This is a genomic window from Oleiphilus sp. HI0123 (assembly GCF_001635315.1).
On sequence record NZ_LWGE01001511.1, the window covers coordinates 1 to 12948 of the forward strand.

General features: G+C 42.8%; 13 protein-coding genes. 3 read left to right on the forward strand and 10 right to left on the reverse strand.

The window, feature by feature from the left end; all coding sequences use genetic code 11:
• Positions 1–59 precede the first annotated feature (59 nt).
• Together A3761_RS19995 and A3761_RS20000 are read left to right on the forward strand one after the other, a co-directional pair.
• Entirely contained in the window at positions 60–833 is a 774-nt protein-coding gene (locus tag A3761_RS19995; protein ID WP_068553459.1) for an exodeoxyribonuclease III, read from the forward strand.
• Between the two features lie 42 nt (positions 834–875).
• A complete protein-coding gene (locus A3761_RS20000; protein WP_197473140.1) occupies positions 876–1205 on the forward strand; it encodes a nucleotidyltransferase family protein in 330 nt (109 codons plus the stop codon).
• An 86-nt stretch (positions 1206–1291) separates the two neighbouring features.
• On the opposite strand, the gene A3761_RS20005 is transcribed toward A3761_RS20000, so the two are convergent.
• From A3761_RS20005 to A3761_RS20040, 8 genes are all read right to left on the reverse strand, one after another.
• The gene (locus A3761_RS20005) at positions 1292–3460 is read right to left on the reverse strand and encodes a hypothetical protein (RefSeq protein WP_068566561.1); all 2169 of its coding nucleotides are present in this window, start codon (positions 3458–3460) and stop codon (positions 1292–1294) included.
• A 343-nt stretch (positions 3461–3803) separates the two neighbouring features.
• Positions 3804–4307 (reverse strand): outer membrane beta-barrel protein, encoded by a 504-nt coding sequence (locus A3761_RS20010; protein WP_068553516.1) that lies wholly within the window; start codon positions 4305–4307, stop codon positions 3804–3806.
• A 229-nt stretch (positions 4308–4536) separates the two neighbouring features.
• Positions 4537–4737 carry a hypothetical protein gene (locus A3761_RS20015; protein ID WP_068553517.1) on the reverse strand — a complete coding sequence of 67 codons (201 nt, stop codon included), beginning with the start codon at positions 4735–4737 and terminating at the stop codon, positions 4537–4539.
• A gap of 59 nt (positions 4738–4796) precedes the next feature.
• A complete protein-coding gene (locus A3761_RS20020; RefSeq protein ID WP_068553518.1) occupies positions 4797–5063 on the reverse strand; it encodes a hypothetical protein in 267 nt (88 codons plus the stop codon).
• A 267-nt stretch (positions 5064–5330) separates the two neighbouring features.
• A complete protein-coding gene (locus A3761_RS20025; RefSeq protein ID WP_068553761.1) occupies positions 5331–6359 on the reverse strand; it encodes a hypothetical protein in 1029 nt (342 codons plus the stop codon).
• 76 nt (positions 6360–6435) lie between these two features.
• Positions 6436–7437, reverse strand: a complete 1002-nt coding sequence (locus A3761_RS20030; protein ID WP_068553762.1) for an LPP20 family lipoprotein — start codon at positions 7435–7437, stop codon at positions 6436–6438.
• 22 nt (positions 7438–7459) lie between these two features.
• Positions 7460–8359, reverse strand: a complete 900-nt coding sequence (locus A3761_RS20035; RefSeq protein ID WP_068553763.1) for a hypothetical protein — start codon at positions 8357–8359, stop codon at positions 7460–7462.
• Between the two features lie 11 nt (positions 8360–8370).
• Positions 8371–9210: an RNA polymerase sigma factor gene (locus A3761_RS20040; protein ID WP_068553764.1), complete on the reverse strand. Its 840-nt coding sequence runs from the start codon at positions 9208–9210 to the stop codon at positions 8371–8373.
• A 98-nt stretch (positions 9211–9308) separates the two neighbouring features.
• Between A3761_RS20040 and A3761_RS20045 the strand changes: the two genes are divergently transcribed.
• The gene (locus A3761_RS20045; protein WP_068552943.1) at positions 9309–10730 is read left to right on the forward strand and encodes a hypothetical protein; all 1422 of its coding nucleotides are present in this window, start codon (positions 9309–9311) and stop codon (positions 10728–10730) included.
• 2 nt (positions 10731–10732) lie between these two features.
• Here A3761_RS20045 and A3761_RS20050 read toward each other — a convergent pair whose 3' ends face one another.
• Positions 10733–11584 carry an ETEC_3214 domain-containing protein gene (locus A3761_RS20050; RefSeq protein ID WP_068552942.1) on the reverse strand — a complete coding sequence of 284 codons (852 nt, stop codon included), beginning with the start codon at positions 11582–11584 and terminating at the stop codon, positions 10733–10735.
• A gap of 52 nt (positions 11585–11636) precedes the next feature.
• On the reverse strand, positions 11637–12948 hold a 1312-nt coding region (locus A3761_RS20055; RefSeq protein WP_156491981.1), incomplete at its 5' end, for a transglycosylase SLT domain-containing protein.

A 12948-nucleotide genomic window follows, 5' to 3' on the forward strand; every position in this document is an offset into this window, starting at 1 on the left:
TTTCTTTTCAAAAAATGTGAATTAAGTATCATACCACGCAAATTAATTATGAGGCAGTTATGCGAGTAGTATCAATTAACGTAAATGGATTGAAGAGAGCTGCAGAAAATGGTTTTTTTGATTGGATGCGTGAGATCGATGCCGATGTGGTATGTGTCCAGGATCTGCAAGGCAAAGTTTATGATTTCGATGACGAAATCTTCCACCCCGAAGGTTATCAGGCTTATTTTATAGATGCTGAAAACCCTGAAGATGGCGGCGTGGGTATTTATACTCGCCACTTCCCCAAGGCAATTATGTATGGCTTTGCTTATGAGCCAGCAGATCGTGAAGGGCGCTTTATTCAGGCTGACTTTGAAAATGTTAGTGTTGCTTCAATGCTTGTACCCAATGCATTAGGCAAGCCTGAGAACCAGGAAGCAAAGGATAAATTCCAGGACGCGTTTCAAAGCCATCTGGAAAAAACTCTCCGTAAGCGTCGTCAGTTCATTTTTGCGGGCAGTTTCAATTCCGCGCATTTGGTGACAGATGCGAGCAAAAAATACCATGAGATGGACGTGAGTGGCTTTAAAGCGCATGAGCGAGACTGGTTCGATACGGTTTTCGATGACTTTGGTTATGTTGATGCATTTCGTCATATAAATGTTGAGAAAAATCAATATACCTGGTGGCCAGAGTGGGCGAAAGGTTGGCGAAAGAATGCTGGCTGGAGAACAGACTATCAAATCTCGACCCAGATGATGCGTAATGTTATCGAAGATGGTTTTATTGATATGGACACGCGCTTCTCGGATCACGCACCTGTCATTATTGACTATGATGTGATCATGTAGCTTAGACATATAATTTTGNGGCAATTAGATTTATGAGTGCCAGTGCGACCTACCTTTAAAGGTCAGCCTTTTGGACTGAGCCCTGACTATGTTCAAGTCATTGCAGGCATAGTTTATGCTGTGCCTAGCGTTGAAAAAGCCGTCATTTTTGGTTCCCGCGTTAAGGGGAATTTTCATAAAGGTTCTGATGTCGATATTGCTCTCTATGGTGACCTAGACTATTCAACAGTCAGTCATATTCAATATCAGTTGAACGAAGAAACCAAAATTCCTTTGTTCTTTGATGTTGTTGCTTATAGTTTGTTAGAAAATGACGCGCTTAAGGAGCATATTGATCGGGTGGGACAGCTAGTGCCTGGTCAAAATAGCTGAAATAGTAAAGGTGAGATAGACGTGAAAGCCAGAAAGAGAAGCTAGCGAATACCACTAGCTTCTCTCCTTGTTTTACAATTTAGCTATTATTCAGAAAGGTAGTAATCATAAATAATTTCTACCTCAGCACCTTCACTTGGAATCGCAGTGCCACTAAATAGTATTCGGTTACTTGTTGAGTTATATTCCCAGCCGTTTGAACTGTCTTTAGCGACGTCAACACCGTCGACAAGTACACGTATAGTGCTGCTAATAGGTTGGTGATTTAGTTCATAAATACTACTAGCTGCACCAGCGTTTGTTGCGATGGTGCTCATAATCGCTGGAAAAGCACTTAAGTCAGATATACTCGCGTGACTACCAAAGGTTGAGGTGCTCAGCTCGATATACTGACCAGGGTAATTTTGGTCAACAATGGAATAGAATCTGATTCCTCTATCAACGAATAAGTTATTGCTTACATCGAATGCAGTGGCGCTGTTTGACGTATATTGACTTGGCTCATCACTCAAGAGCACAACAGAAAGAGTTGCTCCAGGTCTAGGGTAACCAGCTGTTGTAACAGTACCGTCAGAAGCATCACCCTCTGCTGTCGAAAGCAAAGCATTTTCAGAGTAATAAATACCTGTCTCGATGCCACTTCCATAAGTTCCTGCGACAACATCGATCTGAAATTGAGCTAGATCCGAGGTAAAGCCATTGCCACGTAAGCTTGCATTGTCTGTGGTGATAGTGCCTATTTGGAAGTCTAGGCCAGACGCGCTCATTACTGTAGAAAAATCGGTTGCAGCCTGACTAATAGCATTCTGCTCGTCGCTCATGCTTCCAGAGTTGTCGATAACGAATAGAAAGTCTGCAAGCGCAGAGGTTTCTGCCTGTGCGTTATAGCTGTCGCTTGTTACGTCGATACTTGCACCCGATTCCGCAACATTGGTTCCATCATTCAGACCTGATACCTGAGTTGAGTAACTTTCCAGGTTATCTAAAGCGACAACAGTTGCAGTTAACAGCATGTCGGAGTTATTGAAATAAGTAACACTCATATTCAACTGGTACTCGCTTGCAGGTACGTCGCCAGATAAGGGGGCAGGCAAGTCCTGAATAGTTCCACCGAGTTGGTTTACGCCCAACAATATAATGAGCCGATTGTTTAGCTCGGTTGGTGTTGAGGCACTTGATAAGCTTAAGCGATAAACGGCGCTAGTAACGTCGTCGTTCAAGTTGGGTGAAGAGGTTGATACATTACTTAAACTAATATCCGACTCTGTAGCGACTGTATTTGAAAGCGATGTCATGACCGAAGCAGAATCCGTACCTGCGCTGAATGCGGGTCTTTCGGCGATAAAGCCAGCAACATCTACTTGCGTAGCGGTAGAGCGCAAGCTTCGGAAAGAGGCCGGGCTAACCGTCTCGGGAGATGCTGTTACGATAGATCCGTCAAAGTCACCACTAGGTGAACTACTAGCAACATCAAACCCTTGTGGCAAAAATACTTGTCTAGTCGAAGTAGACACGGATGAAACTTGTACGGCTTCAAGCTGCTCTGTTACTAAGATATTGACTGATCGAGATTGAACAATACCATCAACGTTAGTTAGCTCGACTGTATATTGATACGTTCCGGCATCAGCTTCTGTCACGTCAACCCTATTTGACGATGAGTCAATTACATCTCCGTCGTCATTACGCCAAACATAAGAAACAATCGTGTCTTCAGAGCTAGTCGGTGTAACGGTTAAAGTTGTAGTTTCTAGAGTTTCGATAGTCGTTGGTGAGGCTGTTAGGCTCGCGATAATGGCAGCTATGGAAGACCCTTCATCCTGGTTACAAAGGTATTGGTTGTTCTCTATCTCGTCGGTGTCCAAGATACTATTACGATTCAAATCCAGACCAGAACGAATAAGCAAACCACCAAACTCACAACTTAAGTCATCTGCAGCAACATTGTTCATGGCAATTAAACTATTGAAGCCGGTAACGCCGTCTTCACCAGTGTCGCCTGTCTCTCCATTACAGACTTCTGTTGTCTGCGTAATTTCATCAGCGTCCAGGGTATCGTTATTATTAGAATCGAGGCCGGTCTGGATTTGCTTGCCACCATTGGTACACAGGTCACCAGGAGGCAGATCAACAATGCTAGCAAGACTGTTTGATCCGTCATCACCTTCGTCAATACAGCCAGTAAGGCCAACTGTAGTCGCCAGTGCTATCGCTGTTATTAGTTTCTTTTTCTTGGTTGTTTGTTGTGTACTCATGATCGTCATCCTTTTTCATTTTTTGTTAATTCAATTAAGCCAAGCGTATCCGTTTGATTAACTGTTCAATAATATGTGATGGACGCTTGGCTGAAATGAAACGTAAAAGGTAAAAGTTTTTTAAGAAAAATTTGCAGCTGCTTTTTCTGTGTTCAGAGGGCTTAAGCGCTAGTATTGAATTTTCCTTAGGCAGACGATCCTGAGCCTAGTCAATGCAGAGTTTGGTAGAAGCTTAGATCGTAGCCTGTGAGCGAGGCATAGCGTCCTCTGCCGACAGGGTTGATGAATATTCTGGAGAGGAATAAGGCCAGATAAACTAATCTGGCCTTATATTGGTAGGGTATTATAAGCCGTAAACAATGTTTACCTGCAAGCTGTTAACATTATCTCTGATAACGTATTCACCGCGAACCGCAATGTTATGGTCAACGCGATACTCACCGCCAAAGCCCATTAACAAACCATCGTCATCGCCAAAATCAAGGCCAAGCCTTAAAAGTCCGCTCACTTGCTCATTTACCGCATAGTCTGCAACCGTTGCAGCCCAAATACCATCAGCAGAAACTGAGCCGCCAAAGCGGAAGTCAAAATCACCCGATGTCATATAGCCGGCTTCAACTGCTAGTTTAACTTTGTCTACTTTTATCAAGTTATCATCGAAGCGATAGCCGCCAAAAACTTGAAAGCCCATTGCATCATCAAAGCCGCTAAGTGAGTTCATACCCAAACCGCCACCGACATATATATTGCTTGTATTGATATCATTTCCTATACCAGACTCTTCGGCTACCGCGCCCATTGCCATTAATGAGAAAGCACCAGCAATAATTTGTTTTTTGAAGTTCATGTGTAAATCCTTTAAAAGTTATTGGTTCGCTAAGTAGGCAAAAGTGCTTATTAGCAAACAGTAATAATGAGTACCGATGGCACTTCTTATGTTCACTTTTTAAGGAAGGACAAGAATTGGAAATGAATTAAAATAAATTTGAAATTACTCAGTGTTAATTTCAAGGGGCGATACAAAATTTGGAGAACGTAAGATTCCGGCTTTTCCAAAAGCCTCGTAGCTAGTATGTTTAGCTTTCGGCAATCTCAACGGTGATCAACTTGGTACTCTGATTCTCCTGATCATCTTCGATATAGATCTCTAGAGTATGCTGCCCAGCAGGTAGCTCGACTTCAGGAGCGTTAATACTCTCTCCTTCGATATAATCAACGATGCGGTCAGTCAGATCGATTCCCCAGAACTTTTTGTAGGTGAGCTTAAGGGACTTCATATTCACCGTAGCGTTAGGCTGGCGACTGGCAAATTCGACGTGTACTGAAAGCGGATTTGTTACGGTGAGCTTAAAAGTGGCTGCAGAATTTTGATCTCAGGGCCTTTTTCAGTAACGGACCTTTGGTTCGCATAACTTTCAGCTTGTTGAGGCTGGTTCAGGAATAGCTGGCCAGGCTGTGCGTGATTTATGCCAGCTACTTGAGCGGCTTGCTCTTGTTCAAGTTGAGCGAGCTCTTCAAGGGAGACGAGTTGAAGAGGTACGGGGGCGAGGGTGCTACAAGCTGGTAAAAAAGCGATAAGTAATACTAAAATTCGATATTTCATAAACGATTTCCTTGGTTACCTTTTTGCTATTCACCCTCAGAATACCTGTTGAGAAGCAAGGCTAATGAATTACACTATTGTACGAACAAAAGCCTCCCCCATTACCTGCGGCCTCTCATTGAATACCATTTTGATAGGTCACTATATAAGAGCTGCTACTATCAATATTAAACATTTTAATAAATACGAGTCCGCCTTCTTTCACGAAGATTAATCCTGCATGGGCAGCAGCGCTACAGAACAGAAGACCCGCAACGATAATCACCATTAAGGCAATGCAGAATCAACCATCTTCCCTATAGTTGAAAACAGAGATCGCTCATACTTTACTTTTGCATAGTGGCCTAATTTGATCGCATTGTCTTTTTCGCTATCATCCAGCGCAACCCAAGCATAGTTTTCAGCGGCTTGAGCGGTCACGACGCCTTTTGAAATAGGATACTCTTCCATTGAGGTCTCACCCGTTATTGGGTTTTTAACTTCCATGGCTCGGTAAATGGTCACTAGAGACTCAGGTTTGAAGCCTTGCATGCTGCCTTGAGACAGCTTAAATATACTTTCCTCGCCATTGCTCAAGCGCTCAACGACATAGGCTTTGGGTGCAAACTGGTTTTGTATCTCGACATCAAAATTTTCGATTGCATCCAGAGCTGCTTGTTGAATCATGCCTTCTTGCGACTGTTTTGAAATAGGGCAGTGGCTGCCATAAGTATCTTGTGAGTCACTGACATCCCCATCAACCGAGATTGAGCTAAGTAGCTTTAACTCTGGCATTTTGTAGATACGCAAATTCGCTTTTGCTTGTGCGGAATAACGGCAGCTCGCTGAGCGCTGATGCCATTGACCTTTTTTGTCTTGCCAGCGCTCAGCTTTGTTATAGACAGCGCCTACATTTGCAGCGCTTACTTCACCGGTTACAGCATAACTCGCAACATTTGGCCCTGCATAACCTGAGCTTCCATGCATTTCCGCCAATTCAATTTCCTGTTGGAGTTTCTGAGCGATAGAGCGGTCAACTACTTCGGCTCCCGTAACAGAGATCTTGTCTTCCAGTGCTTTGGCAAAGCTATAGCCGGCTTTAGCGCTTTTGGCTAAGGCTACATTGCTATCATCTAAATTAAAAACGACCACTTTTGTTTTACCGCCGCCAAACTCTTCTTTAGAAGGTAAGATTTTTGCCTGCATTAATGGCGCTCGATTGTATTCACTGAGGTCCACTTGCTTTGGCCCCATCATTCCAGCACAGCCAGATAGAAGCACACTGATTGAACCTAATAGTAAGGTAGCTTTTTTCATTGAACTCTCCATTATTTTGTTTTTAGGCCAAAGCCTATTCCTATTAATTAGTACTTTCTAAATTCCGGTCTGATTTCTAGTTAACCAAGCCAAGCATACGATAGACATCTATTTTGCTCTTCACCTCGTTAGCAATTTGCTGCATTGCTTTATCTCTGCTTGAGTCGAAACTGCTGACAGAAGAGCCTTTGAGTTGGTAGCTATTACTGCTGACCAACTGTTCACTATCGGTTTTGACCAAAATCTCTAAATCGATATTAACCATCTTGGTTGAGAATATTTCTTTCTCTTTTATGCTTCCTTCTAACTCAATGATGCTGTCAGCCCTCATCGGGCTAGTAACTTGAAAGCCATTAGTTTGCATAATCTTTTTAATATGACGGACAAGAGGTTTGAGTGAAGCGTCTGAGTTTAAAGAAAATTTTGTTTGTTCGAGCAATGCTTTCTCTTTTTGAACAAAGCTTCGGTAACGATCCAGGTCACCCTGCTTATTTTGGCTAGGGTCGGCTGCATGGATCAGACTAACAAGCTCGCGTCCTTGAATTGCGTATGTATTTGCCTGATTGTAGGCCAATAGTTGGAGTAGTTTGTTTTTACCACTAAGGCCCTGTAATTCGGCGTCGATGCTGTTGTTCACTTCATTTAACTGATTAACCTTATCGGCTACAAAGGTGCTGCGTTTCATCGCAAGCAATACGTAATGCTTGTTAGCCCGCTTCAGGCTTTCACGGACATCAAAACCTGATAGTTTTACGTCTTGAATGCGGGTATTTACCTTTTGACTAAAGGAGCTTTCACTCACACCGTTGGATAAATAATCTCGGTTTTCGGACTCACTGCTAACATTGGTCGAAAGCTTTCCTGCAATATCCTTTAAAGCGCTTTGCTTGGCGCTGTCTAAATTATCGCCTTCACCGACACCATACATAAATTGGCTGTCGTCAGCTGGTGGTCTTTTTACCCAGGAGGGAATACTGTCGTCAGCCCAACTAGCCATTGGAAATGCGATGCTTAAAAGCAGAGCAATGAAGGTCAGCTGATGTCGGTTTATAGATATTTTGCCAGAATTTAATTGCATGCCTTGGTTCACTTGTATTGAGCTAAAAGTTATAAGTTTCTGTTACGAGCTGGCCATCTTTACGTAAAACTTTGAACGTAAGCTTGTTCTGAGTTAGCTGCTTTATTTCTATTGCCGAAGCAAGATGCTCTGAACGGTCTTTTCTATTGCTATATTGATAGATAGTCTCGTAGCTAATCATTTCATTATTAAATTGATATGACGCAATGATCAGATCGACATTTGACTCATCATTGGAGGATATCAAAGCAATTTTGTTAGTAGTAACTCTTACGTCCATAAGACTGCCAACATTATATGGAGAAGGAATGGCTTTGAGAAGACCTCCCTCGTTGCTATGGAGCCAATGCTGGGTATTCAGCGTATTTGATACACAAAACTCACTCAGCTCTTTTGGCTCGACAGCGTAGCACTTAATTTTGCCTAGCAGAGCGACTTGTTGGGCATCGCCTTGCTTGGCTTTTTGAGGCGAGTCTAGCGGGGCATTAATCGCTAATTGGTTTGTAGAGTTTTCTACAGGGCTCTTTTCCAGGGAAGAGTGGGAAATGAGCATACCAATGGCACCAACAAATATACCCATACTCGCGGTTAAAGCGCCTTGCCAGGAAAATAACTCAGCAAACCATGCTGTTAACATCTCTATGCGTGATGGGCGAGTCGCTTGGGACTCAGCTTTTTCGCTGCTCATTTGTTCTTGAGGCACATCCATTGCGAGCCAGGTTTCATACAAATTTTGGTTATTCTCGAATTGCCCATAGATTTGATGCTTTCTAGTCTTGCTTAGCTTACCTTCAGCTAGCGCAGCCAACTCTTCTAACGAAGCTTCAGGGCCTAGGGCCTGTTTCGCGCCATCTGGCGCATGAACGATCAGTTGAGCGAGCGCGTGATCTAGACGACTTTTCTTTTCTTCTATCTCATTCACCGTGAATACTCTCAGCCAATAGGTTCAAAATCTAACCCGAGACTATTAAGTATCGCTAATAATCTTTCGAGGGTTTTTTTATTCTGACGGACAGGAATGTGCTTTGCGACATCTAGTCTTCTCGCAATGGCACTGTGACTATAGCCGTCAATATAGTGCATACGTAACATTAGACGCTCTTCTGCTGAGAGCTGTATGGCATGAACTGCGCTGACAATGTCCTTATCCAGCGCGGTAATAGTGTTTTGCTCGCTTTCTTCATTGCCTGTCAGGATCAATTGAACCAGAGAGAGGATCTGGTTGTAGTTATTTTTTTTATAGTGCTCATCAATGCCATTGCCGTCAAAGCTATCGTTTTCATAAACATAACTATCAGCGCCATATTCGTCGTCGTCAATAGATTCGGGACGATTACTGACGCCACACCAGGGGATTTTGACCTTGATGGTACGGATAATATTTTTGATTGATGAGGGCTCGCGCTCGCCATTTTTACAGGCTTTATCAATGATAAACTCTGCGCCTTCACGCTTTAAACAAAGGTCATTCCAAATCTGCTCCCAAAATGAGCCCTCTCGCTTCAACCATTCCGGCGGGCGTTTTCGACCGAATACTTTTCTGCCATACTCAACCATTAAATTTGCCGATAGAGTTTTCAGATAGCCTTCTGGGGAGGATAGTCCATTGTGCTTTTGGCACATGGCCCAATCGTTTTCTGATAGTTTTTCAATAAGATAAGAGACGGCTTCCTCTTGCCGAGCTATATCGCCACTAAACTTGTGGGCAGCCTGGCTATTGATGAAAGCTTGGAATTTTTTTCCGTAAAAGAGAGAGAGCCAATCGATCTTCATGTTCTTATGATTTCTTATATCGTCCCTGATCGTATATTCTATATACATGTATAATATCTGAACAGAATTCTGTTTAACACCATTAAAAGTAGGGAAACATGAGCCAAGTATTTTTTCTCGGTACTCATCTTGTGAAAACTCGGGTTTTACACTTCGTTATCACCCTTTTTTGTCTGCCAGGTTTTGCTGCGGCAAACAGTCTTGATGATGAATGGAAGGCATTTCAACAAGCAGAACAAGCGGCTTTCAATACCTACTTAAGTGAACATGATCGACAATTCGTTGACTTTTTAGATCAGCATTGGGAAGAGTTTGATCTATTCCAGGGAAAGGTACGAGATACGACACCTAAGCCTGCTAAAGCTCCTTCGGTTAAGAATTTGCTGTCTAGTACTGGGAAAACTGAACATATCGATACACCGGCTTATTCACCCTCACTACCTCTAGATAATGAGGCCTTGTTTTTTGGCCATGAGCGAGCTGACGTGAACGCCAGTAATATTGACTTCCCTGACTTGTCAAAACTGACCAATAAAAAACTCGCTGCTACATGGAAAGTGCTGGCGCAAGCCGACCATAAGGGGCTATTGGCTCATGTCCGAGAGAGCAAACAAATACTAGGGCTAGGGGATTGGGGAACCTATCTATATCTGAACTTTGTGCTTGAAAAGCAAATCTCAAATGACAATGAAAGGACGAGTTACCTCTGGTTCATATTGACCAAGCTAGGCTATGACGTGAAAGTTGCTTATGGCAAGCGAGACCTTTTTCTGATGCTGCCGTCAAAACAAACTATTTTTGGTAAGGCCTACCTACAGATATCTGACAAGACCTATTACCTAGTTCATTCGACCAAAAATAAAGGCCCGCTTTTTTCTTATCCCGGACATTATGACCGGAGCAATCGTAGCTTTGAGATCAACTTTGAGCAGGTTTTAAATAGCTCGCCTAAGATACTTTCTCGAAAAATTTCGTTTGAAGATAGCAATACGAGTACCGAGCTTAGTTTTGAGTATGATGCGGGCTATGGCCTGATGTTGAATGCTTACCCTCAAATAGATCTCAAATATTATTTTACCGCAAAGCCTAACCCAACCATGGTAGAGAGCTTAAGAAGGCAGCTTAAACCCCGGCTTCAGAGCTTGAGCGAACGTGATGCGATCGACTATTTGCTAGCTATGATTCAAACCGGCTTTAGTTATGCTCTGGACCAAGAACAATTTGGTGAAGAGAACTACCTGCTGGCCGAAGAAAGTTTGTTATACAAAGCGAATGACTGCGAGGATCGATCGATTCTACTGGCTTGGTTAATCCAAGATCTGCTGAAACTGGATGTCGTGGGCTTGGATTTTCCAGGGCATATTGCCGTGGCGGTAGCGACTGAAGCCCGCGACGGAGATTGGCTTATTTCCCAAGCAGGTAAAACTTACGTGATAGCCGACCCAACTTATATTGGTGCAACGACGGGCATGGTGATGAGCGAATATAAAAGCACGATACCGAAGGTGATAGAGTTCTAATATTAGAATTGACCAAAATAGCTACTAAACTCGGCCCCGGTTAGTATGCTTTTTTCTATCAACTCCAAGCCAATTTCACCTTCACCATAAAAGTTCGGCATTTCACTGTTTCTAAGTTGCGTTTGGGATTCAAGTACTTCCTGATCACTGCCGTGTACTTCTTGATTATAGAAAGCGACGAGTAAAGGCGACTCCGACCGAACGGTGTAGGAAACCTTGCCCAGATATGTACTGACAAATAAGCCTGCTCGACCTCGATCTAGGTTTTCGAGGTAATAGCTCGCAGTTTTAGCATGGTCGATCACGTAGGTTTGTGGGTTGGCGGGGAAGGAGGTAAAGGCGGCTTCGCCTAAATTCCATGGGCCCTTGGTTGTTGTGGCAACTTCAGGATGAAAGTCTTCTAAAAGAGGTAAAACAGTAAAGGCTGTTACGCGCTCGTCATCTATAAAAAGCGTGAGTAAAAACTTTTCGTCGTAGTAATAATTAGCGTTAATATCTTGATTGATAGCGCGGGAGACCTGAGGGCTGCCTAACAGCTCCTCCATATAAGGCACTGTATTACCCACATGTATTTTGGATATCGTTTCATACTCGATATCGTTAGTAAATTCTGAACGAATGGTTTCAACGGTATCACCTAGCACGGTCACCGCTTCGGAGTACTCGCCCAAGGCGATAATGATGGCCAGGAAAGTGAGGAAAGAGCCTTTAAATTTGCTGAAGAAGAGACTTCCCCCGAACATGTGTTGTTCTTTTACTTCTTCTTCCACTTCATCTTCGATTGTATTTTGAAGTTCTTTGCTGAGCTCTTCTTTTAATTCCTGCTTGATTTTTATTCTTTGCTGTTCTTCCATGTTTGTCTCTCTCATTTGGCCGAAGCTGAAAGCCTTAAAAAAACGGCCTAATTTATCGGTACTTAGGAATACGCTTTTTCACTTTGGCTAAGTACTTTCGTGTTTCTTCGTAAGGCAAATGTTCGATTAAGTGATCATAGACTTCTTGGGGTGTAAGGGCGTTTATTTTAGCTAAGGCAGGTTTTAAACGTCGCTTCCCAGTGAAGGCTTTCGCTACATTACCTGCGCCTGTGTTATAGGCGGCAATACTACAATAAAGTCGACTCAGCTCATTTTTGATACCTTTAAGGTAGCGATAGTACAGAATATTTAAATAGGTCGTACCCACTTCAATATTTTTGTCAGAGGTATAGAGATATGAAGGCGAGAGTATTTTTGCCTTGCCAAATAATTGTTGAGTTGCGTCTTGCCCTGCTGAGCTTGGAACAATCTGCATTAGACCATAGGCCGGAATCGGGGAGCGAGCCATCGGGTTGAATGCAGATTCGGTTTCAATAATGGCGTAGACCAGTGCGTCTTCGATTTTTGACTTTGCCGCAAACTTGCTCACGTCACTCGATAACATTTTTGCCTGACGAGGTAATTTATTGACTCTTAAGTCTGCCATCGCTTTAGGCTTTTTAGTTTTGCTACTAGCGATCTTCTTTTCTTTTTCTGCCAGCTTTTTATCGATGACGTTCATAGGAACTTCAACGCTTACGACTTTCTTACCTTGTTTATTGGTTTGTTCTTTTTTCTTGCCTAGTTTGATCATTCGATCAACGATTTCATCAATCTCTTTATCGCTCAGCGCTTGTTCTGCACTGGCTTTAGGAATAAGAATCGGTGTAGGTTTTACCTTGGCAGTTTCGAGTAGAGTAATTTTTTCTTTGCTTTTTTTCTCGATGGCTTGAGCAAGCGTGTCATCTTTGAAGGCTTCTGCTTTGTTCTTGGTGATGAGTTTCTTTAAAGAGCTTCGTAATTCCTTATCGTTGCGCTGCTTGCCTTCATGAGTGTGAGAAATTGAAATGGTTTGCTTCTCAAAATCGACGCTCTTTTTTTCCTTTAAGTCTTTAGAGTATTCGACCCATACTTTACGAGATGATAATTCGGGTTTGTCCCAAACTTTGCTGAGCTTGCTTTGATAGCGCTGTGTTTCTTTCTGGGATATTTTCTTAAACTCTGCAAACTCTTCCATCAGCTTTTTCTTATAGCTATCGAAGGCGTTTGTTTCTTGAAGTTTGAATTTCTCAAACTCGGACATTTCCGGTTTTTTACTAGGGGGTGCACTTTGCTCGAAAGCTTTGTCGATGTCACCAAAAGCTTCGTTCATTTCATTAAAAGGGTCACTAGCAGAAAGGTTACTTATTGGAAGTGCTAGCAAA